This window comes from Zeimonas arvi, assembly GCF_008039575.1.
GTDB lineage: Bacteria > Pseudomonadota > Gammaproteobacteria > Burkholderiales > Burkholderiaceae_E > Zeimonas > Zeimonas arvi.
Genome location: NZ_VDUY01000003.1, coordinates 120,088 through 140,566 on the forward strand (window position 1 = coordinate 120,088; position 20,479 = coordinate 140,566).

Here is a 20,479-nt window from a genome sequence, read left to right on the forward strand (position 1 = left end):
GAGGGAGGTCCGACGCCGCTCACAGCACGCCCTCGGCCAGCAGCCGGCTGACGACCGGGAAGAGCAGCACCGCGAAGGTGCCGGGAAAGATGAACAGGACCAGCGGCACGAGCATCTTCACCGGCGCCTCCATCGCGAGCTTCTCCGCGCGCAGGAAGCGCTCGGTGCGCCGCTGCTCGGCCTGGGCGCGCAGGATCGGGCCCAGGCTCGCGCCCTGCTTCTGCGCGGTGGCCAGCGCGGCGACCAGATTGGAAACCGCCGGCAATCGGGTGCGCGCGGCCATCGCCCGCAGGGCTTCGTCGCGCGGGCGACCGGCTCGCAGGTCCCTCAGCAGCAGGGCGAGCTCGTCGCGCATCGGGCCGGGCGGACCGCGATCCACCGCCTGCGCAAGTGCCGCGCCGAGATTCAGGCCGGCCTCGACCGACAGCGTGACCAGGTCCAGATAGAAGGGAAGCTCGCGCAGCAAGGCGCGCTGCCGCGAGGCCGCGCGATCGCGCAGGCGGGCGGCCGGCAGCAGCAGGCCGACGACCGCGCCGGCCAGCGGAGCGGCGAAGCCGATCTCGCCCAGCGCCGGGACCAGCCTGCCGGCGGCCAGCGCCAACGCACCGCCCGCCAGGCCGCCCACCCAGCAGGCGGCGCGATGACGCGCGGGCGTGAGCATCCGCGCAAGGCCGGCCTGTTGCAGGCGTGCTTCCAGCGCCAGTCGTCGCTGGGGACTCATCGTGGCGGCGGCCGTGCCCTCCAGCAGCCGGACGAGCGGCATGGCCATCCGCCAGAGCGGCGGCAAGGGATCGCGCGACCGGCGACGCTCGTCGACGCCCGCGGGCGCGCTGCGCGCGAGCGCTGCCACCGCGGCAGCAGCGGCGATGAACGCGGCGGCCAGCGTGAGCCAGAGCCGGGCGTCGAACCCGGACAGCATGGCGGCGCTCATATCTCGATCGCCACGAGGCGCCGGATGGTGAGGAAGCCCGCGACCTGCATCAGGGCAACGACCATGCAGACGACCCAGCCGCGCCAGTCGGCGAGCAGCGGCCGCATGGCCTCGGGGTCGAAGGCGCCCAGCAACGCGGCGATGCCCGCGGGCAGCATGGCCATGACCCAGGCCTGCAGGCGGCCCTGCGCGGTGAGCGCGCGGATCTTGCCCTCGATGGCCAGCTTGCGCCGGGTGGCGTCGGCGAGCGATTCCAGCGCATCGGCCACGTTGCCGCCGGACTCGGTGCCGATGCGCAGCGCCGAGGCGAAGAGCGCGGTCTCCTCGACGCGAAGGCGGCGCTGCAGCCCTGCGAGGCTCTCGGCAAGCGAGGCGCCGAGCCGCTGCTCGCGCAGCATGAGCGCCAGCTCCTGCCGGGCCGGCGGCGCGATCTCGGCCGCGGCGCCGGCGAGCGCCTGCGCCAGTCCGTTGCCGGCGCGCAGCGCGCCCGCGATCAGCATCAGCAGATCGGGAATCTGCTGCCGGAAGGCTTCGACGTGTTGGCGCCGGATGCGGGCCACGGCAAGACCGGGCAAGGCCCCCGCCGCCAGCGCCGCGACGATCGCGACGATCGGATTGGCGCTCAGCACCCAGGCCACCAGCGTGATGACGATCGAGAGCAGCATCGACATCCGGTGAATCGAGCCCGGATCGACGAACAGGAAGGCGCCGCGCAGCGAGCGGTCCACGGTACGTTCGAAGCGCTCGCGATGGCGCCGGGCCATCTGCAGCGCGAAGGCCGACAGCGCGGCGAAGCCGGCCGCCGCCGACACGAAGGCGGCAACGAGAACGTGCTCAGGCATGGCGACGCTCCTCGAAATGCGACAGGTCGCAGCCCACGCGCTGCTCGCTAAGCGCCTCGAGGAACTGCGGCACGTTGCCGCAGCCGGCGAAGCGGCCACCGCCGGGGTCCGAGGGGCCGCCTCGGTGGAAGCGAAAGAGCGGCTGGGTGAGCACGCGCCCGCCCTCCATGCCGGTGAGCTCGGCGATCTCCACGATGCGCCGGCTGCCATCGGGCAAGCGCGCCTGGTGGACCACGATGTCGATCGCCGAGGCCACCTGCTCGCGGATCGCCGTGACCGGCATGTCGACGCCGGCCATCAGCACCATGGTCTCGAGGCGCGAGAGCACGTCGCGCGCGCTGTTGGCGTGCACCGTGGTGAGCGAGCCGTCGTGGCCGGTGTTCATCGCCTGCAGCATGTCGAGCGCCTCGCCGCCGCGGCACTCGCCGACCACGATCCGATCGGGCCGCATACGCAGCGCATTGCGCACCAGGTCGCGGATCGTGACCTCGCCGCGGCCCTCCAGGTTGGCCGGCCGCGCTTCGAGGGAGACGAGATGCGGATGCGCGAGCCGCAGCTCGGCCGCGTCTTCGATGGTGATGATCCGTTCGCCGCGCGGAATCAGGTTCGACAAGAGGTTGAGCAGCGTCGTCTTGCCGGAGCCGGTGCCTCCCGACACGACGATGTTGCGGCGCTGCGCCACGCACAGCGCCAGGAAGTCGAGCATGGGGCGCGACAGCGAACCGATGGCCACCAGGTCGGCCGGCGCGAAGAGCGTTCGGTTGAAACGTCGTATCGTTATCGTGGGCCCGCGCAGCGACAGCGGCGGAATGATCGCGTTCACCCGCGAGCCGTCGGCCAGGCGCGCGTCCACCATCGGCGAGCTCTCGTCGATGCGACGCCCCACCGGCGCCACGATGCGCTCGATGGCCGCGCGCACCGCGTCGTCGTCGGTGAACGCCGCGGCGCAAGGCTCGATCAGGCCGTTGCGCTCGACGAAGATCTCGCGCGCGCCGTTGACCATGATCTCGCCGATCGTGTCGTCGGCCAGCAGCGCCTCGAGCGGCCCCAGGCCGATGGCTTCGTCCAGCACCTGGCCGATCAGCCGCTCGCGATCGATGCCTGCCGGCAGCGCGGCTTCGCTCGCCACGAGATCCAGCAACAGGGCACGCGCCTCGCTGCGCAGCTGCGCCGGGCTGAGCTGGCGGATGTCCTTGCGGTGCAGGTCGATCGCGTGCAGCAGGCGGCGATGCAGGATGCGGCGCCATTCGAGACCCTCGGCGGGCGATACCCGGGGTCCGCCGGCAGCCGTCGTACCCGACGCCGGCAGTGCGTCCGGCCATCCCGCTGCGCTTGCCTGCCCAGGGTCGGTTTGCGAGCCGGGCGCCGTGGCGGGCTGCAAGGCGGGTTCGGGGCCCGGCTTCTCGGGCAAGACCGGCGCAACCCTCGCCTCGCGCGCCGGATGCACGATCAGCCGATGGCCGGCGATCAGGATCTCGTCGCGCTCGTCCAGTGGACCGAACTCGGCAATGCGCTCGCCATTGACCCAGGTGCCGGCCAGCGTGCCGGTGTCCACCAGCCGGAAACCGCGATCGATGCGCTGCAGCTCGGCATGCAGGCGCGCCACGCGCCAGCCCGGCAGCACCACGTCGGCGTCGCGCGAGCGCCCGATGCGGCAGGGGAAGCGCTCGATGCGCTGGCTGCGCGTGGGCTGGCCGTCGGATTCGATGATCAGCGTGAGCATCAGTCGGCCATCCGGACGGCTTCGCGGGCACGCTCGAGGCGCTCGGCGCTCTGTTCGATCGCCGCGATGTTCGAGGGCGAGTCCGCGCCCACGAAGCGCGGCGTGATGAAGACCACCAGGTCGCTGCGCCGGTCACGGAAGTTGCGCGAGCGAAAGAGCGGTCCAAGGATGGGCAGCTCGCCGAGGCCGGGTACCCGGTCGATCGAGCGCGAGGTCTCCTCGGTCATCAGGCCCGCGATGACCAGGGTCTCGTTCTCGCGCAGGTTGACCTCGGTTTCGGCCCGACGCTTGAGCAGGCCGGGCACCTCCTGCACCAGGACTTCGAAGTCGATCGCCGAGATCTCGGTGGCGATCTTGGCGGCGATGACGCCCGACTCGCTGGCCACCGGGCTCACGTCGAACTTGACGCCGTACTCGCGGAATGAAACCGAAGTGGCGCCCAGCCCGCTGGTCTGCGGGATCGGCAGCTCGCCGCCGGCCACGAAGCGCGCCGACCCGCCACTGCGGCAGGCAAGCCGCGGCTCGGCCAGCACGACCGCATCGCCGTTCTGGACCATCAGGTTGATCATGGAGCCGATCGAGGTGGCGATGCCCAGGGTGGTGGCGAAGGGCGCGATGCGCGAGCGCACCTCGAGCCCGGCCTGGGCCGCAGCGCCGCCTGCGCCGAAAGCCGCGCTGCGCTGCAGGTCGCCGATCAGGCCGAAGCTCGGCCCCTGGGCGGTGCCGCTCCACTTGACGCCCAGGTTCTTCATCGCGTCGCGCCGGATCTCGACCATGCGGACGTCCATCTCGATCATCCGCTCGCGGCCCATGCGGCTCACCAGGTTGACGATCTGCGGATAACGGCCGGCGACCTCGGCGATGCGGACCGCCTGCTCCTCGCTGACGCCCGAGCCCTCGATCACGACCTTGTCGCCGACGATGCGCGGCGTGACGCCCGGGGTGTCGCCGAGCATGGCGCGGACCTCGGACAGCATGCGGCTGGCGTCGGCCGGCACCACGCTGATCGAGAGGTGCCGTTCGGCGCCGTCTCGGGTCCACAGGTAGAGCACGCTCTGGCCCGGCGCCTCCGGGATCAGCAGCAGCTGGCCGCGATCGAGCGCACTGGCTTGCAGCACCTTGCCGTTGCCGATCGCGATGCGGCGCAGCTCGCCGACCTGCAGCACCCGGACCTCGCCCACGTAGAGCTCGAGCTGCTCGCGATCGGCGGACTCGGCTGCGGCCGCCCCCGCGCCGAGCAGCAGGGCCAGTGCCAGCAGCGCCGCGCAGAGCGTGCGCAGGCGCGCGTCGTTCAGGAGGGCTCTCATCGCGCGTCTCCGGCAGCGACCCGAACGGCCGCATCGGCGATCGAGTCTCCCGTTCCGCGGCCGATGGCACCCGCGACCTCGCCACCGTTCTCCACACGTCGCAGCGGACCGCCATTGCCGCCGACGATCAGCTCCGGCCCGGACGCCTTGCGAACCGCGGCAGGCGGCTCGCGGCGGACTCCGAGCAAGGTGGACACGTCGAGCGCCGCCGCGGCCACCGGCGCGCGGTCCTCCGGGTTGCGCAGGGTGGCGGTGAGCCGCCCGCTTCGCTGGGCCACGATCAGGCGCTGGGCCTGCTCGGGCGCGACCTCGACCGTGATCGAGGTGAACTGCCGGCCGCTGCCTGTCGGGTCGCCGCTGGGCGCGATCTGGCTGCCGGTTGCGAGCACTGCGAGGTCCTGCATCAGCGGCGCGGTGACCTCTTCGGCGGGCGCCATGCCGGGCAACACGGGCGGACGAACGGTGAAGAGCAGGTCGATCCGGTCGCCGGGCTGCAGCATTCCGGAGACCGAGTTCACCTCGTCGACCTGGATGGTCATGGCCCGGATGCCGTGCCGGATACGGTTCGAGAAGTTGCCCTCGTAGGGCTGCTCGACCACCGTGGGCAGCAGCGGCTCGCCGCTGCGCATGGGCTGCGACAGGCGCATGCCTTCGACCTGTCCGAAGGCGTCCGGGCGCACCGATCCGCCGGGCGCGAACTCGGCCGGCATGCTGCGCACCGCCATCGTGTCCGGCCCCACGGTGCTGCCCGGCTGCAGGTCGGTCTTGGCGACGACCACCTGCACCATGGCGCGCGGCGGGTTCAGGCGCTCGCGCTCGGTGGCGATGCGCTCGGCGATGTATCCGCGCGCGCCGCCCACTGCCAACGCGCCGAAGGCGCCGGCCACGAGCAGCAGAACCAGCGTGCGGTTGCGCGCCAGACGCAGGGGCAGGCCGGCGAGCCGCTCGAGGCGCGACTGCTGCGGGGGCCTCATCGTGATTGGGGAGGGCGTTGTTGCGCCCGGGTTGTCGAGGCTCATGACAGGGTCTCCGGTCTCTCGGTTCAGCGGATGTTCGGGTCAGGGTTTCGAGACTTCGGCGGTGAAGCGCTGATACCGATCGCCGAGCGCGTCGAACACTTGCTCCAACGGGCTGTTGGGGCCCGCCGCCAGCGCCATCGACACCAGCGACAGCACGACCAGATACTCGGCGAGGGACTGGCCCGCGAGCCGGCCCCCGCCGTGTGTGCGCCCTGCCTTGCGCCTTTCCGCCCCGGGTCCGGGCTTCACGCTTCCTGCCTTGGTTTTCATCGGCTTGCCTCCATCAGGTGAATGACGAGCGCGGTGCCGCGCCCTTCGCGATGCAGCGTGAGCGCGAGCTCCGCCTTGCCGGCCGAGAAGTGCCGGCTGCGCTCGCGCGACGGCTCGGGATCCGGATGTCGACCCTCGGTGCGTTGCCTCAGGCCGAAGGTCGCGGCCTTGGCGAGCACCGTGCGATCCGCTTCGGCGATGTCGATCGGCGCCCAGGCGACCAGGGTGCGGCCAGGTGCATCGCCGCCGCTGGCCACGTCGGACAGCGTGGTGGCAGTGGACGGCAGCAGACGGTGCGCAAGCGAGTCGGGGCGGGGCTGCGCGGACAACTGCCACCCGACCAGGTAGCCTTCGCTGCCGCCGCCCGCCGCGCTGCGAAGCTGAAGCGCCTGGATGCCATTGCGGTCCACGCGGGAAAGGTTTCGCCACGGGCCCGCGTCGTCTCGGCGCAGCAGCGTGCTGGCGCCCTGCCAGGCCGCGGCCACTGCGTCGATGGCCGCGTCCGGCGCGGCCTGCGCGCGCACCACGCGAAGCACCGCCGGGTGCCCGGCGATGGTCAGCGGGATCGGCGCGGACAGGAACTGCAGGGGCAGGCCCTGGCCCGAGGCGGGCTCTGCCGCTTCGCTGCGCGGCGCGACGCCGACCAGCGCCACGAAGCCGCCGAGCAGCGCGATCAATGCAGTGGTGGCGCGGTTCATGGCTGACCCAGCCTGTCCGCGGGGACCGCGTCCGGATTCCCCTGCTGCGGACGGAAATCGCCTGCGTACGGCTCGAGTCCGATCGCGCCCATCAGGCCGATCGACCAGCGGGTGAGCTGGTAGCCGACCGCAAGCCGGGTCTCGCGCACCGAATCGAGCCGCGAGCCGGCGCCGCTCCGGGCGAGCACGCTGGCTGCGCCATTGTCGGGACCCGAGGCGTTCCAGGCGTCGGTGAGCACCACGGTGCGGGATCGCATCGTGAGCGCGAGCGGATCGAGCCGCGCGAAGCCCACGTTGGCCGCATGCGAGGGCGCCACCGCCAACTGCACCCGCGCCTCGGACAGCCCGCCCTCGATGGCCAGGCCGAAGCGGGCGGGCCCGGCCAGCGTGTCGAGCAGCCTGGCCGCGCTCGCGCCGGGCGCGCCGTTGCCGAAGGTGAAGCCCGAGCCGTTGTAGAGGCCGCCCGCGCCACCGATGCCGGTGAGGTCGACGCTGGCTGCTCGGCCCAGCGCGGTGCCGAGGCCGGCATCGAAGCGCTGCGGCGCCACCGCGGCACCGACGTCGGACAGGCGCTCGAGCAGGGGCCGTCCGGCACGGTCGCGCCAGAGCGCCTGACGGTCGAAGTGCCGCTGGCGCAGCCCCTGCACGAGCCAGTCGACCCGGGCCGGGTCGGCGCAATCGGCAGGCCGAGCCGCGCAGTCGAAGGCAAGCGATCGCGAGGCCGCCACGGTGGCCGAGCGGATGGACTGGTACTTGCCCAGCAACACGACCAGCACCGCCAGCGGCACCAGCGCGATCGCCACCACCAGGGTCTCGACGAGCGCCTGGCCGCGCGTGCGCCTGGCGAACAAGGATCTACCGGACATAGGCCGCCGCCGCTGCGCGCTCCGCGCTCGTGGGTTGCACCAGGCGTGCCTGCCAGTAGGGGCTGTACAGGCTCGCGTACTCGATCCGCGCCGGCGCGCCGGGCGGGCGCCGGAAATACGCCTCCGCCGAGGCGAGCGACCACATGCGTCCGCCGGCAAAGCGCTCGAACAGCCGCAGGCGACCGGTGCCCACGTTGAGCGTGTTGGCGGTGCGCACCGTGTTGCCTTCGATGCGCGCCAGCACCGCCACGCGGGTGACCGGAAAGCGCGGGTTGTCGAGCGCGGCGTAGTCGAGGTCGCGCACCCGGGCAATGCCGTCGTAGTGCTGGAAACCCCAATACCCCGCGCCGGCGATGTCGAAGGCAGCCAGCACCGTGGCGCCGCCGTTGTCCTGCGTGCCGCCGGGCATGGCGAGCAGCCAGCCCGCCGGTGTGCCGTTCGTGGCCTCGGCCGCGCCCCAGCCGAGCGGCAGGTTCTCCCGGTCGCGGCAGCCGCCGAAGAAGAAGCGGCGTCGCCGCCAGTCGTGGATGGAGCCGGTGTCGGCGGACTCCCAGCGATCGAGGCTGGTCATGACCGTGCCGCCGCGCTTGCGATACCACTGGAACCACTTGTCGAAGTCCAGCGTGGTGCCCACGCAGCTCGAGGGCAGCAGCAGCAGGCGCAGGTCGAGCGAGCGCGGGCCGGCGGTGAAGTTGTCCAGCGCACCGAGCACCAGCTTCTGCAGGCGCTCACGCTCGGGGTCGCCGGCCCACCGACGAGTGAAGCGCTCGTAGCCGCCTGCGTCGCTCATGGCGAAGGCGAAGAAGCGCGGATCGTTGGCCCGGGCCACTTCGTTGGCGACCGCGCCCATGCCGAAGGTGTCGGCCGACCGGTGGAGCAGCGCCTGGCTGCGCAACAGCAACTGCTTGTAGCCGAGCACCGGATCCGCGCGCCAGCCGATCTCGTCGGCCGCCGCGCGCTCGGTCATCTGGCGGGCCTGCGCCGCGATCGACGCGGCGGCCGAGATCACCGTGGCCACCGGCGGATAGACCGCGGCGAGCACGCTCGCGTTGGCGGTGAAGCGCTCGAAGTACTTGGCCCAGGAGGTCAGGGTGACTGCCTGCGCGACCGCGACCTCCTGGGCGATGATGGCGCGGTTGGAGTAGGCGTGGAAGTTCAGCACCCGCGCCCGCCAGAGCGCGGCGCTCCAGGCAGCGGCGTCGGCCGCGTTGTCGAGCCGCTGCCGGGTGTCCAGCGTCTGGCCGGTGGAGAACAGGAAGAAGAGCCCGAGCGCCCCCGCCATCAGCAGGACCAGCCCCAGCGCGAGCGCCTGGCCGAGCTGGGCGGCTCGGACCGGGACGCGCCCCAGCGGAGCACGCCGCGCCCGGGCACGGCTGCAGAGCGCATCGCGGCGAAGAGCCCGGGCGTGCATGACGAATGCTCCGGATGCCGCTCAGCGGTTGCCGAGGTTGTAGTTGTCGAGCCCCTTGCGCTGGTTGGCGTTGGTCGAGGCGGCGTTGGCGTTGGTCTGCGCGTTGCCGATGGCGGCGGTGGCGTCCTGCCCGGACATTTCGAGCGCGAGGCCGGCGGTCTGGTTGCGCAAGGTCTGGCCGAACAAGGTGTAGATGCCGATGGCGGCGACTGCGATCAGCGCGACGACCACGATGTACTCGGTCATGCCCTGGCCGCGCTGGCGGCGCCGGCCGCGCGAGAGGGAGAGATTGCGGGAGAGTTGCATGGCGGGCTCCTGTGCCGGTGCGTGCCGCGCCGGGTGGCGCGACGACAGGAGCCATGCTGGATTCGGCGCGGCTTGCGCGCCATTGCACGGAGCGACTAGGCCGGAGGGGAATAGGACACTCGGTCTATTGACGCCCTGCCCGCGGAGTTCCGCTTCGAGGGAACCGAGGTCTCGGTGCGCAGGGACCCGCGCACCGGCGAGGTGATCCTCTCGGGGCGACCAGCCGGGCTCGATCGGGCAGACTTCTTCGCCTTGCGGGACTTCTGATGTCGCGTCGCGCCCTTCGTCTGCTCGACACCGACATCGTCAGCGACATCCTCCGTGGGACCCTTCCAGGTGCCGACGCTCGCCTCCTATCCGCTCCCGCGAACTCGCTCTACATCTCGGTCATCACGCGCGGAGAGCTGAAGTTCGGCCTGAGCCGGAAGCCGGGGCGCTACGCCTGGCCCGGCTGGTTGACGACTCCCTGCTCAGGGTCCCTTCGCTCGACTGGAACAGCGACGCCGCCGACGCTTACGGCACGCTACGCGCCGAACTGGAGCGGCGCGGCAGCCCCATCGGCAACCTCGACACCTGATTGCGGCCCACGCACTGGCGCTGGCGCACGAATCCAAGGCTGGCGTAAAAAAGAGAGCGCCCGAAGGCGCTCACCGAAGCCGGGCGGTCGCGCCGCCCGACGTTCTTGTTGTTGCTTCTTGCTGCTTGTTCTTTCTTGCCGTTCTTCGCCTCGAGCTTCAGGCCCGGCGGCGGCCGATGGCGCCCAGGCCGAGCAGACCGAGGCCGAGCAGGCCGAGCGTGGCCGGCACCGGCACCTTGGCGAAGGCGTGGTTGTCCGATTCGAAGGCGTTCTGCGTGCTGGTCAGGCGGATCTGGTTGAAGAACACGTCGGCGCCCAGGAAGATGTTCCAGTAGATGCCCTGCTGCTGGTTGCCGGTGGCCGACTGGTTGGCCGCGGCGGCAAGCTGGCTGCCGGTGTAGGACAGGACGCTGCTGTCGGTCAGCGTGAAGGCGATCGTGTTGTACGCGTCCAGCGAGCCGGCCAGCAGGCCGAAGTAGTTGTAGTCGGCGCCGGCGTCGATCGTGATGTCGACCGGTGTGCCGATCGTGGGCCCCACGGTCAGGTAGTTGCCGGTGGAACCGGGCGGCTGGGCGGTCACGCCACCGACCGAACCGGTGGTGATGCTGCCCGCGGCGGTGCCGTAGCTGACAGCCGCGCAGGTGGCGCCATCGAAATCGACGGTGCAAGCCCCCGCGACATCGCTGCCCGGCCCGGCAGAGGTCCAGATCGTGGCGGCCGAAGCCGAGGTGGTGGCCGCTGCGGCGATCGACAGCGCAATCAGGATTTTCCTCATCGACATTGCTCCTTCGTTCAAAGTTTTGCGTCGAACGAACTCAGCAAGCTTCGGGCCAGAAATACCAACCCATTGATTATCAAAATTATTATGCCTTGCCAATCAAGTGGCACCTGAAGTCGTGTAAATCCTCCCGACGTGAATTCGGTCACGAATCGAAACCTCCGCCCGGCCGATCTTCCATCGGGCGCATCCGGGGAAATCGGGCGCGGTCAAGAAAAAAGGGGCCGGCAAGCGCCGGCCCCAAACATCGTTCCCAGGAGAAGCACTCTTGGAAACGCACCGCGGCGCGAACGCCGCGGCTCACCCGCAAATCGTCCCGATCAGGCGGCCTTCTTGGCTGCCGCCTTCTCGTCGAAGAACTGCTCGTCCTCGGTCGAGCCCTTCAGCGCCGCGGTCGAGGCCTCGCGTTCCACGGTGGTGGTCACCGCGTCGAAGTAGCCGGTGCCGACCTCGCGCTGGTGCTTGACCGCGGTGAAGCCCTTGTCGGCGGCGGCGAACTCGGCTTCCTGAAGCTCCACGAAGGCGCTCATCTGGTTGCGCGCGTAGCCGTAGGCCAGGTTGAACATCGAGTAGTTCAGCGCGTGGAAGCCGGCCAGCGTGATGAACTGGAACTTGTAGCCCATCGCGCCCAGCTCGCGCTGGAACTTGGCGATCGTCGCCTCGTCGATGTTCTTCTTCCAGTTGAACGAGGGCGAGCAGTTGTAGGCCAGCATCTTGCCGGGGAACTGCTTGTGGATCGCCTCGGCGAACTTGCGCGCGAACTCCAGGTCGGGCGTGCCGGTCTCGCACCAGATCAGGTCGGCGTAGGGCGCGTAGGCCAGCCCGCGCGAGACCGCCTGCTCGAAGCCGTTCTTCGAGCGGAAGAAGCCTTCCACCGTGCGCTCGCCGGTCAGGTACGGACGGTCGTTCTCGTCCACGTCCGAGGTGACCAGGTCGGCGGCCTCGGCGTCGGTGCGGGCCAGCAGGATGGTGGGCACGCCCATCACGTCGGCGGCCAGACGCGCCGACACCAGCTTGGCGACCGCCTCGCGGGTGGGCACCAGGACCTTGCCGCCCATGTGGCCGCACTTCTTGGCCGAGGCCAGCTGGTCTTCGAAGTGCACACCGGCGGCGCCGGCCTCGATCATCGCCTTCATCAGCTCGAAGGCGTTCAGCACGCCACCGAAGCCGGCTTCCGCATCGGCCACGATCGGCGCGAAGTAGTCGATGTAGCCGGCATCGCCCGGGTTCTTGCCTTCCATCCACTGGATCTGGTCGGCGCGGGTCAGCGTGTTGTTGATGCGCTTGACGACCTGCGGCACCGAGTTGGCCGGATACAGCGACTGGTCGGGGTACATCTCGCCGGCCAGGTTGGCGTCGCCCGCCACCTGCCAGCCGGACAGGTAGATGCCCTTGAGGCCGGCCTTGACCTGCTGCATGGCCTGGTTGCCGGTCAGCGCGCCCAGCGTGTTGACGAAGGGCTCGTCGTTGAGCAGCTTCCAGAGCTTCTCGGAGCCGCGGCGGGCGAGCGTGTGCTCGACCTGCAGCGAGCCGCGCAGGCGGATCACGTCATCGGCGGTGTAGCCGCGCTTGATCCCGCGCCAGCGCGGGCTCTCGGACCATTCCTTCTGAAGCTTCTGGGCTTCGAGTTCGCGGGACGACATGGTCGTTCTCTCCTGTCAGTGAAGTTGGGAAACCTTCCGCGCCGAACCGTCGAAGATTCGGCGGCGCGATGGACAAGAGATTACCGACCGGATGTGCGCCGCAACATGAAAAAGTCACGGCGGACAAAACACTATATCTTATTGTTTATCAACGTCTTATATAGCCCATTCCGTATTGCGCAACATTCTTTACCACGATGAAAAATATGCATGGCGCGTTGCGTCATCATAATTTCACGATGCGATATTCGTTTTTCACTGCGGATTTTCGGGGTCGACCAGCCGCTTGCGCACCGCGTAGAGCGTGAGGCCGGCCACATCGGAGATCCCCAGCCGCTCCATCAGGCGGGCCCGGTGCACCTCGACCGTCTTGGGGCTCAGGCCGAGCTCGAAGGCGATCTCCTTGGTGGAATAGCCGCGAGCGATCATCACCAGCACCTCGCGCTGCCGATCGGTGAGCGGGATGTCGGCGCCGCGGTCGCCGCGCAGCGATTCGACCAGCTGCCCCGAGACCTTCGGGCTCAGGTAGCTCTCGCCCGCCAGCACGCTCTCGACCGCGAAGCCCAGTTCGGTGGGCGTGGCGTCCTTCATCACGTAGCCGTTGGCGCCGTTGCGCAGCGCCCCCTGCACGAAGTCGGGGGTGTCGTACATGGAGATGGCGAGGATCTTCAGCTTGGGATGACGCGCGCGCAGCTCGGCGATCGCCCGCATCCCGTCCATCTCGGGCATCGACAGGTCGGTGATCACCAGGCCAGGATCGGTGCGCTCGACGATGTCGATCAGCTCGCGTCCGTTCGACGCCTCGCCCACGATCTCGAGGCCCGCCATCGAAGCGAGCAGCGCCCTGACGCCCGAGCGCACGACGTAGTGATCGTCCGCGAGCACCACGCGGACTGACTGGTTTTCTACTTTCATCGACCTCTCACAGGTTCAATCAGACACGCGAGGGCTCGAACACCGCGCGGATCACGGATCCGAGCGCCCTCTTCGCCCGGATCCGCAGGTGGCCTCCCGCCATCTCGGCCCGCTCGGCCATGCCGGCGAGCCCGAAGTTCTCGTCGCGCACGCCGCCCGCCAGCATGCCGCGCACATCGAAGCCCTCGCCGTCGTCGGCCACGGTGACCACCAGCCTGCCGCCCTGGCCGAATCGCAGCCGCACCCGGATCCGGTCCGCGCGCGCATGCCGCAACGCGTTGGTGACCGCCTCCTGGACGATGCGGAAGGCCGAGATCCAGCACGGCGCGGCGTCCTTCGGCTCTTCGCCGAAGACCTCCACGCCGCCGCCGATCCCGGCGGCCCCCAATTGTCGCTCCACCGTGCTGCGCACGGCGGCCGACAGGCCGAGCAGGTCCAGTTGCGGCGGCCGGAGCATGAACGACATTCGCCGCACTTGCTCGACCGCATCCTGCGCCAGCGCGAGCGCGGTGTCCACCGACGCCTCAGGGCCCTCGGGCAGGTGCGCGCGGCGCACCGCATGCAGGTGCAGCACGATGCCGGTCATGGTCTGGCCGAGCTCGTCGTGCAGTTCGCGGGCGATCAATGCGCGCTCGCGCTCCTGCGCGTCGACGATGCGGGCGGACACCCGCGACAGCCGGCGGTAGGCATCGGCCACGGCCAGCTGCGCGCGGCGCCGCTCGTCCTCGAGCCGACGCTCGCGCATCACCCGCTCGATCGCCGGCCCGAGCAGGTTCAGCCGCTCCTTCAGATGATAGTCGCGCGCGCCGGCGCGCAGGACCGCCACTGCGGCCTCCTCGCCGATTGCGCGGGTGACCACGATCAGCGGCAGGCCGGGGCGCACCGCCTCGATCACCGCCAGCGCGCGCAGCGGCGAGAAAGCCGGCAGCGAGTAGTCGCAGAGCACCAGGTCGGGCTCGCGAGCGAGCGCTTCGCGAAACGGGCCCTCCTCGCAGACGGCCTCGAGGCTGAAGCTCATGCCGTGGCGGGTCAGCGCGAGGCGGATCAGCTCGACGTCGTCGTCGCTGTCCTCGACGCACAGCAGGCGCAGCGGCCTTTCAGGCGTCATCGACCGTCCCGCCGGCGCCGGCATGCTGGAGCAGCCAGTAGTCCGCGATGGCGCTCATCGTGCGGCCCCAGTCCGACAGCGCGAGCGGCTTGCGGACATAGGAATTGGCGCCCGCCTCGAGGCAGGCGCGAACGTCTTCGGACTCGTCGGAGGTGGACAGCATGACCACGGGCAGCAGCCGGCCGGCCCTGCCTTCGCGGATCCGGCGCACGGTGGCCTGCCCGCTCAGGCCGGGCATGTCGACGTCGACCAGCGCGATCCTCGGCAAACCTTCGCTCTCCATCAGCTTCAGCGCGTCTTCGCCCGACGCGGCCATCCTCACCGGCACGCCCCGATAGGACCGCCCCAGCACCAGCCGGATCAGGTCCCTGTGATCCGGATTGTCCTCCACCACGAGTATGTAGCTCATTTCCACGCCATCGAACGCGCCGTACCGTCCGGCTCGCCGCGCGCGTGAATTCCGTCACGCGCGCGCCGAGCCGCGAATCGATCGCGCCGGACCGGCCCTTGCCCTGCAGGGCCCTCCGGCGCGATCATGGATTCTCCGACGGCACCCAGCAGCCGACAGCCGGTCGATTTCCTGACCGCCTTCCGGAAACTCCTGCCCGGATCATGGAGAAGCGCGATGCGAAAGATGCCTGAATTTTCTCCCCTTGGGTCGACGGCCGTGGCCGCGCTGGCCTGCGGCCTGGCCCTGTGGAGCGGCGTCGCGGCCGCGACCCAGACGCCCGCCCTGCGCACGCAGGCCGTGTCGGCGGCGTCCGGCCAGGCTTCGGCCGCTCCGGCCACGGTCTACCGCTGCGTGACGGCGGCCGGCAAGGTGCAGTTCTCGGACTCGCCCTGCCCCGCGGGTTCGCGCGGCAGCGCCTGGGCGCGGCCCGCGCCGGCCCAGGGCATCGTAGCGGCCAAGGGCGCCCGGCCCGGCCCGACCTCGCATGCGCTGCTCGCCCCGCCGCGCGCCCAGGCCCTGGCCGGCCCGCGCGAACCCTGGGTCGACTGCCGCCAGCGCGGGGGCAGCTTCGACGCCAACGGGCGGGTCTGCAAGCTGCCGTCCGACACCATGCCGCACATGTTCCTCGCGGACTGAGCTCAGCCCGGCCGGTTGCGCATCCAGTCGGCCGTGCCTTGGAAGGCCTCGAGCAGGCGCTCGAAAAGGGGACCCTCGATGCCCCGGTCGCGCATCGCATCGGCCATGCACAGCATCCATTGATCGCGTTCGGACACCCCGATCGGAAAAGGCAGGTGGCGCGCGCGCAGCCGCGGGTGACCGAAGCGCTCCTGGTAGTGCTGCGGCCCGCCCAGCCAGCCGCACAGGAACCAGTAGAGCTTGTCGCGCGAGCCGTCGAGGTTCGCCGGATGCAGGGCGCGGATGCCCGCGAACCGCTCGTCGAGCGCCATCTGGTCGTAGAAGCGGTCGACCAGGGCGCGCACGCCGGCCTCGCCGCCCAGCGTTTCGAACACGCTGTCGCTCATCGCGCTCAGGCCTCCCGAAGCGTGGCCAGCGGCGGCGCCGACAGTACCGGCCGCAGGCTCAGCCAGCCCGCCACCAGGGCCAGCAGCATGCCGGCGGCGGCGCCCCCCGGCAGCACCAGCCACTGCGGCTCGTAGACGAAGCGGAACACCCGGTCGGCCAGCACCCAGCCGATCGCGATCGAGCCCGCCGCGGCCAGCAGCCCGGCCAGCGCGCCGCCCATTGCCAGCTCGATCAGCTGCGCCCCGGCAAGCTGCCTGCGCGAGGCGCCCAGCGCGCGCATCAGCGCCGCCTCGCGCACCCGCTCGTCGCGCGAACTGGCCAGCGCGCCCCACAGCACCACCACGCCGGCGGCCAGCGTGAGCACGAACAGCACCTGCACCGCCTGCACCACCTGGTCGATCATGGCCTGCACCTGGCGCACGATGTTGCCAGTGTCGAACACGGTGAGATTCGGGAAGCGCGCCACGAGCTGACGATCCACCGCCTGCTCGCCGGCGCCCGGCGGCTGGTGATAGGCGGTGATCAGCGTCTGCGGCTGGTCTGCCAGCGCCTGCGGCGACAGGATCATGAAGAAGTTGACCTTCATCGAGTCCCAGGCCACTCGGCGCACGCTGGTCACGCGCGCCCTGACCGTTTCGCCGGCAATGTCGAAGCCCAGCTCGTCGCCCATGGCGAGCCCGAGCGTGCTCATGATCCCCTGCTCGACCGAGACCTCGGGCTGGCCGGAAAACCAGCGGCCCTCCACCAGCGTGTTGTGGCCAGGCCGCTCGGCCGCATACGAGAGGTTGAACTCGCGGTCCACCAGCCGCTGCGCCCGGTCGCCCTCGTAGTCCTCGGGCTTGACCGCGCGGTCGTTCACCGTGACCAGCCGGCCCCGGATCATCGGGTACAGGTCCGGCTCGATTCCCGCGCGCTCGAACTCGGCGAGCACCGCCTCGCGCTGGTCGGGCTGGATGTTGATCACGAAGCGGTTCGGCGCATCGGGCGGGCTGGCCGCGCGCCAGCCGTCGATCAGGTCGTTGCGGGTCACGGCGAGCAGCAGCAGCGCCATCAGCCCCACCGCGAGCGCCGAGGTCTGGGCCACGGTCATCGCCCGGCGCCGCGACCACGAGGCGAAGGCCAGCCGCAGCGAGGGATTGCCGGCCACGAAGCCGGCGTGGCGCAGCGGATCCAGCAAGCGCACTGCGGCAAGGGACACGCCCACGAAGACCAGGGCGCCGGCCGCGAAGCCGCCCACCGAAATCGCCGCGAGCCGCCGGTCGCCGGCGAACCAGAAGAGCAGCAGCGCGAATGCGAGCACCGCCACCGCCACCGTCCCCCAGGCCGAGGCCGGTGCGGCGCCCACCTCGCGCCTGAGCACGCGCAGCGGCGGCACGCCGGCCAGGCGCACGAAGGGGAAGGCGCCGAAACCCAGCAGCAGCACGATCGCCGCCGCGCCCGCCTGCAGCACCGGCGCCACGCCCGGCAGGGGCAGCGCGATGCCGATCAGCGGCTGGATCGCCCAGACCAGGCCGAAGTGCACCGCCCAGCCCACCAGCAGGCCCAGCAAGGCGCCGGCTAGCGCGATCCAGGCCAGCTCGAGCATCAGCAGGCGCGTGAGCCGCGCATGGGTGACGCCGATGCTGCGGATGACCGCCGCGCCGTCGAGGTGGCGCTCGGCAAAACGACGCGCGGCCAGCGCGATCGCCACCGCGGCGATCAGCGCCGAGAGCAGCGCCACCAGCGACAGGAACTGCTCGGCGCGCTCGAGCGTGGCGCCCAGCTCGGGACGGCCGTTGTCGAGCGACTCGATCTTCTGGCCGCGCGCCAGCCGCTCGCCGACCCACTGCTCGAAGGCAGCCACCGCAGGCGGCTCGCCGGCCAGCAGCAGCCGCCAGTTCACCCGGCTGGCGGGCTGCACCAGCTTCGTGGCGGGCAGGTCGTCGAGCGCGATCATCGCGCGCGGGGCGAAGTTGACGAAGCCCGCGCCGCGATCGGGCTCGAGCGTGATCACGCGCGACAGGCGAAACGAGGACTCGCCCAGGTGGACCGTGTCGCCGACCGCGAGGCGCAGCGCGTCGACCAGCTGCGGATCGAGCCAGACCTCGCCGCGGGCGGGCGCTGCCTCGGCCTGGCGGTCGGCGGCGCCCGGCGCATCGGCCACCCGCACCGCGCCGCGCAAGGGATACTCGGCCGACACCGCCTTGACCGACGCAAGCTGCGGCAGCGCGCCGGCCATGACCATGCTGGGGAAGACAACGGTGGCCGCGGTGCGCAGGCCATCCTGACGGGCCCGCGCCAGCCACTCGGCCGGCAGCTCGCGGTCCGAGGCCACGACCAGGTCGGCGCCCAGCAGCTGGCGCGCCTGCAGCACCAGCGCCTCGCGCATCCGGTCCACGAACAGGCCCACGCTGGCGATGGCGCCCACCGCCACCACCAGCGCGGCGATCAGCAGGCGCAGCTCGCCGGCGCGGCCGTCGCGCCAGGTGAATCGCAGGGAGAGAAGGAGGTCGTTCAAGGGCGGAAGTCTTTCGATCAATCAAGCGGGTCGGTCGCCGCGGCGGGGCCTTACCCGCCCGCCCGTTCGCCCATTCGCCGGCCACGAGCCGGGAGCCGCAAGTATCGCTCACCGGCTAAGATCGCCGGGTCGAGGCACCGAACCCGCATGGAGCGCAGCGCAATGACCCAACGCACGATGGAACTCTCGATCGAAGACCGCGTGGCGCGGCTCACGCTCAGCCGCCCCGAGCAGATGAACACGATGAGCCCGGTCTTCTGGCGCGACCTCGAGGGCGCGCTCGACAAGCTTCAGCGCGACGCGCCGGCGCGCGCGCTGGTGATCGACTCCACCGGCAAGCACTTCACCGCCGGCATGGCACTCGACAGCTTCGACTCGTCGATCGCGCTGGACGACTCCAGCGCGCAGTCGCGCGCCAACATCGCCGAGGTGCTGACCGACATGCAGCGCGCCTTCGACCGGCTGGCGCAGTTGCGCATGCCGGTCATCGCCGCGATCCAGGGCGGCTGCGTGGGCGGCGGCGTCGACATGGTGGCCGCCTGCGACATCCGCTACTGCACCGCCGACGCCTTCTTCTGCATCCAGGAGATCAACATCGGCATGGCGGCCGACCTGGGCACGCTGCAGCGGCTGCCCAAGCTGATTCCCGAAGGGGTGGTGCGCGAGTACGCCTACACCGGCCGGCGCATGCCGGCCTATCGCGCGCTCGCGGTCGGGCTGGTCAACGAGGTCTTCGACACGCAGGAAGCGATGCTCGAAGCCGCGATGCAGACCGCGATGGAGATCGCCGCGCGTCCGCCGGTCGCCGTGTGGGCCACCAAGCAGGCGATCGACTACGCGCGCGACCACCCGGTGGCCGACGGCCTGCGCCAGATGGGCTGGCTGCAGGCCGGCATGTGGGACACCGGCGCGGTGGTCGAGGCGATCCAGGCGCGCAGCGAGCGACGCGCCCCGGAGTTCCCGGACCTGAAGCCGCTGCGCTACTTCGGCGACTGACGGGCCGGGGGCGCGACCGCGGCGCCCCGCGCCTCAGCCGCGCGGAAGGATCGCCACCTTGCCCTTCACCCGGCGCTCCATCACGTCGCGCAAAGCCTGGGCGGCTTCTTCCAGCTTGTAGGTCTTGGTGATCGGCGGCTTGACCTTGCCCGAGGTGTAGAGCTCGAACAGGTCGCGCAGGTGCTGGCGGGTGACGGCGGGGTCGCGCTGCAGGAAGGCGCCCCAGAACACGCCGACCACCGAGGCGCTCTTGAGCAGCGTGAGGTTCAGCGGCAGCTTGGGGATCTCGCCGGCCGCGAAGCCGACGACCAGGTGCCGCCCTTCCCAGGCGATCGACCGGAAGGCCGGCTCGGTGTAGGGGCCGCCCACCGGGTCGTAGATCACGTCGGGGCCCTTGCCGCCGGTCAGCGCCTTGATGCGCTCGCGCAGGTCCTCGGTCGCGTAGTTGATGGTCTCGTCGGCGCCGCGCTCGCGGCACAGCGCGAGCTTGTCCTCGCTCGACGCGCAGGCGATCACCCGCGCGCCCATGGCCTTGGCGATCTCGATCGCCGAGATGCCCACGCCGCCGGCCGCGCCCAGCACCAGCAGCGTTTCGCCCGCGACGAGCCTCGCGCGGTCCTTCAGCGCGTGCAGGCTGGTGCCGTAGGCCAGCACGTAGGCCGAGGCGGTCACGAAGTCCATGCCCTCGGGAATCGGCATCGCGCGCTCGGCCTTGACGACGATCTCCTGCGCGTAGCCGCCCCAGGTGCTGCTGGCCAGCACGCGGTCGCCCGGCTTCCAGGCGGTCACGCCCTCGCCCACCGCCTTGACCACGCCGGCCACCTCGCCGCCCGGCGAGAACGGGAGATCGGGCTGGTACTGGTACTTTTTCTGGATGATCAGCGTGTCGGGAAAGTTCACGCCGGCCGCATGCACCTCGACCAGCACCTCGCCCGGCCCGGCCACCGGCGACGGCACGTCCTCGACGACCAGCGTCTCGGGCAGGCCCCATTCCTTGCACAGCACGGCTTTCATCGAATCGCTCCCCTGAAAATGAAGGGACCGGCGCGCGGCCGGTCCCGGACTCGTCTCAGGGGAGATGTTAAGCCACGCCGGCGGGGAACGCGCCGGCGGGCATT

At 70.9% G+C, this 20,479-nt stretch carries 20 protein-coding genes; 2 read left to right on the forward strand and 18 right to left on the reverse strand.

All coding sequences use genetic code 11. The features are described 5' to 3' along the window. Positions 1–19 precede the first annotated feature (19 nt). The 15 genes from FHP08_RS07895 to FHP08_RS07970 form a co-directional block, all read right to left on the reverse strand. A complete protein-coding gene (locus FHP08_RS07895) occupies positions 20–931 on the reverse strand; it encodes a type II secretion system F family protein (RefSeq protein ID WP_147703905.1) in 912 nt (303 codons plus the stop codon). Continuing rightward, entirely contained in the window at positions 928–1,773 is an 846-nt protein-coding gene (locus FHP08_RS07900; protein WP_147703906.1) for a type II secretion system F family protein, read from the reverse strand. Before FHP08_RS07900 ends, FHP08_RS07895 begins: the two co-directional genes overlap by 4 nt. Continuing rightward, positions 1,766–3,496: an ATPase, T2SS/T4P/T4SS family gene (locus tag FHP08_RS07905; protein ID WP_147703907.1), complete on the reverse strand. Its 1,731-nt coding sequence runs from the start codon at positions 3,494–3,496 to the stop codon at positions 1,766–1,768. Before FHP08_RS07905 ends, FHP08_RS07900 begins: the two co-directional genes overlap by 8 nt. Then, positions 3,496–4,803, reverse strand: a complete 1,308-nt coding sequence (locus tag FHP08_RS07910) for a type II and III secretion system protein family protein (RefSeq protein WP_147703908.1) — start codon at positions 4,801–4,803, stop codon at positions 3,496–3,498. Before FHP08_RS07910 ends, FHP08_RS07905 begins: the two co-directional genes overlap by 1 nt. Next, entirely contained in the window at positions 4,800–5,822 is a 1,023-nt protein-coding gene (gene cpaB / locus FHP08_RS07915; protein WP_147703909.1) for a Flp pilus assembly protein CpaB, read from the reverse strand. Before cpaB ends, FHP08_RS07910 begins: the two co-directional genes overlap by 4 nt. 39 nt (positions 5,823–5,861) lie before the next feature. After that, on the reverse strand, positions 5,862–6,092 hold the full coding sequence (locus tag FHP08_RS07920; protein ID WP_147703910.1) for a hypothetical protein: 231 nt from the start codon (positions 6,090–6,092) through the stop codon (positions 5,862–5,864). After that, the gene (locus FHP08_RS07925) at positions 6,089–6,790 is read right to left on the reverse strand and encodes a hypothetical protein (protein WP_147703911.1); all 702 of its coding nucleotides are present in this window, start codon (positions 6,788–6,790) and stop codon (positions 6,089–6,091) included. Before FHP08_RS07925 ends, FHP08_RS07920 begins: the two co-directional genes overlap by 4 nt. Then, positions 6,787–7,656, reverse strand: coding sequence for a hypothetical protein (locus tag FHP08_RS07930; protein ID WP_147703912.1), 870 nt, complete (start codon positions 7,654–7,656; stop codon positions 6,787–6,789). Before FHP08_RS07930 ends, FHP08_RS07925 begins: the two co-directional genes overlap by 4 nt. After that, positions 7,646–9,067 carry a pilus assembly protein TadG-related protein gene (locus tag FHP08_RS07935; protein ID WP_147703913.1) on the reverse strand — a complete coding sequence of 474 codons (1,422 nt, stop codon included), beginning with the start codon at positions 9,065–9,067 and terminating at the stop codon, positions 7,646–7,648. Before FHP08_RS07935 ends, FHP08_RS07930 begins: the two co-directional genes overlap by 11 nt. 21 nt (positions 9,068–9,088) lie before the next feature. Next, positions 9,089–9,373 (reverse strand): pilus assembly protein, encoded by a 285-nt coding sequence (locus tag FHP08_RS07940; protein WP_147703914.1) that lies wholly within the window; start codon positions 9,371–9,373, stop codon positions 9,089–9,091. 734 nt (positions 9,374–10,107) lie between these two features. Then, entirely contained in the window at positions 10,108–10,725 is a 618-nt protein-coding gene (locus tag FHP08_RS07950) for an Npun_F0296 family exosortase-dependent surface protein (protein WP_187272217.1), read from the reverse strand. A 323-nt stretch (positions 10,726–11,048) separates the two neighbouring features. After that, complete coding sequence (gene aceA, locus FHP08_RS07955; protein WP_147703916.1) at positions 11,049–12,371, reverse strand: isocitrate lyase; 1,323 nt, start codon at positions 12,369–12,371, stop codon at positions 11,049–11,051. Positions 12,372–12,626: 255 nt separating this feature from the next. Next, positions 12,627–13,286, reverse strand: a complete 660-nt coding sequence (locus FHP08_RS07960) for a response regulator (RefSeq protein WP_147703917.1) — start codon at positions 13,284–13,286, stop codon at positions 12,627–12,629. 19 nt (positions 13,287–13,305) lie between these two features. Next, positions 13,306–14,394, reverse strand: a complete 1,089-nt coding sequence (locus FHP08_RS07965; RefSeq protein ID WP_187272218.1) for a hybrid sensor histidine kinase/response regulator — start codon at positions 14,392–14,394, stop codon at positions 13,306–13,308. After that, positions 14,384–14,803, reverse strand: coding sequence for a response regulator (locus tag FHP08_RS07970; protein WP_147703919.1), 420 nt, complete (start codon positions 14,801–14,803; stop codon positions 14,384–14,386). The genes FHP08_RS07965 and FHP08_RS07970 overlap by 11 nt, the downstream gene beginning before the upstream one ends. A gap of 225 nt (positions 14,804–15,028) precedes the next feature. Here FHP08_RS07970 and FHP08_RS07975 point away from each other — a divergent pair, with 225 nt between their 5' ends. Then, on the forward strand, positions 15,029–15,481 hold the full coding sequence (locus FHP08_RS07975; protein WP_187272219.1) for a DUF4124 domain-containing protein: 453 nt from the start codon (positions 15,029–15,031) through the stop codon (positions 15,479–15,481). 2 nt (positions 15,482–15,483) lie between these two features. On the opposite strand, the gene FHP08_RS07980 is transcribed toward FHP08_RS07975, so the two are convergent. Both FHP08_RS07980 and FHP08_RS07985 read right to left on the reverse strand, forming a co-directional pair. Then, positions 15,484–15,867: a group II truncated hemoglobin gene (locus FHP08_RS07980; RefSeq protein WP_147703921.1), complete on the reverse strand. Its 384-nt coding sequence runs from the start codon at positions 15,865–15,867 to the stop codon at positions 15,484–15,486. A gap of 5 nt (positions 15,868–15,872) precedes the next feature. Further along, positions 15,873–18,365, reverse strand: coding sequence for an ABC transporter permease (locus tag FHP08_RS07985; RefSeq protein WP_147703922.1), 2,493 nt, complete (start codon positions 18,363–18,365; stop codon positions 15,873–15,875). Between the two features lie 162 nt (positions 18,366–18,527). On the opposite strand from FHP08_RS07985, the gene FHP08_RS07990 reads away from it, so the two are divergent. Next, on the forward strand, positions 18,528–19,361 hold the full coding sequence (locus FHP08_RS07990; RefSeq protein ID WP_147703923.1) for an enoyl-CoA hydratase-related protein: 834 nt from the start codon (positions 18,528–18,530) through the stop codon (positions 19,359–19,361). 33 nt (positions 19,362–19,394) lie between these two features. Here FHP08_RS07990 and FHP08_RS07995 read toward each other — a convergent pair whose 3' ends face one another. Then, positions 19,395–20,375, reverse strand: a complete 981-nt coding sequence (locus FHP08_RS07995) for an NADPH:quinone oxidoreductase family protein (protein ID WP_147703924.1) — start codon at positions 20,373–20,375, stop codon at positions 19,395–19,397. Positions 20,376–20,479: the final 104 nt, after the last annotated feature.

Bases quoted from the DNA above. Each gene is read 5' to 3' on its own strand.
- FHP08_RS07950 (WP_187272217.1), bottom strand. From the start codon at position 10,725: ATGAGGAAAATCCTGATTGCGCTGTCGATCGCCGCAGCGGCCACCACC.
- aceA (WP_147703916.1), bottom strand. From the start codon at position 12,371: ATGTCGTCCCGCGAACTCGAAGCCCAGAAGCTTCAGAAGGAATGGTCC.
- FHP08_RS07925 (WP_147703911.1), bottom strand. From the start codon at position 6,790: ATGAACCGCGCCACCACTGCATTGATCGCGCTGCTCGGCGGCTTCGTG.
- FHP08_RS07980 (WP_147703921.1), bottom strand. From the start codon at position 15,867: ATGAGCGACAGCGTGTTCGAAACGCTGGGCGGCGAGGCCGGCGTGCGC.
- FHP08_RS07995 (WP_147703924.1), bottom strand. From the start codon at position 20,375: ATGAAAGCCGTGCTGTGCAAGGAATGGGGCCTGCCCGAGACGCTGGTC.
- FHP08_RS07940 (WP_147703914.1), bottom strand. From the start codon at position 9,373: ATGCAACTCTCCCGCAATCTCTCCCTCTCGCGCGGCCGGCGCCGCCAG.
- FHP08_RS07975 (WP_187272219.1), top strand. From the start codon at position 15,029: ATGCCTGAATTTTCTCCCCTTGGGTCGACGGCCGTGGCCGCGCTGGCC.
- FHP08_RS07910 (WP_147703908.1), bottom strand. From the start codon at position 4,803: ATGAGAGCCCTCCTGAACGACGCGCGCCTGCGCACGCTCTGCGCGGCG.
- FHP08_RS07965 (WP_187272218.1), bottom strand. From the start codon at position 14,394: ATGACGCCTGAAAGGCCGCTGCGCCTGCTGTGCGTCGAGGACAGCGAC.
- FHP08_RS07970 (WP_147703919.1), bottom strand. From the start codon at position 14,803: ATGAGCTACATACTCGTGGTGGAGGACAATCCGGATCACAGGGACCTG.
- FHP08_RS07895 (WP_147703905.1), bottom strand. From the start codon at position 931: ATGAGCGCCGCCATGCTGTCCGGGTTCGACGCCCGGCTCTGGCTCACG.
- FHP08_RS07905 (WP_147703907.1), bottom strand. From the start codon at position 3,496: ATGCTCACGCTGATCATCGAATCCGACGGCCAGCCCACGCGCAGCCAG.
- FHP08_RS07930 (WP_147703912.1), bottom strand. From the start codon at position 7,656: ATGTCCGGTAGATCCTTGTTCGCCAGGCGCACGCGCGGCCAGGCGCTC.
- FHP08_RS07960 (WP_147703917.1), bottom strand. From the start codon at position 13,286: ATGAAAGTAGAAAACCAGTCAGTCCGCGTGGTGCTCGCGGACGATCAC.
- FHP08_RS07990 (WP_147703923.1), top strand. From the start codon at position 18,528: ATGACCCAACGCACGATGGAACTCTCGATCGAAGACCGCGTGGCGCGG.
- FHP08_RS07935 (WP_147703913.1), bottom strand. From the start codon at position 9,067: ATGCACGCCCGGGCTCTTCGCCGCGATGCGCTCTGCAGCCGTGCCCGG.
- FHP08_RS07920 (WP_147703910.1), bottom strand. From the start codon at position 6,092: ATGAAAACCAAGGCAGGAAGCGTGAAGCCCGGACCCGGGGCGGAAAGG.
- cpaB (WP_147703909.1), bottom strand. From the start codon at position 5,822: ATGAGCCTCGACAACCCGGGCGCAACAACGCCCTCCCCAATCACGATG.
- FHP08_RS07900 (WP_147703906.1), bottom strand. From the start codon at position 1,773: ATGCCTGAGCACGTTCTCGTTGCCGCCTTCGTGTCGGCGGCGGCCGGC.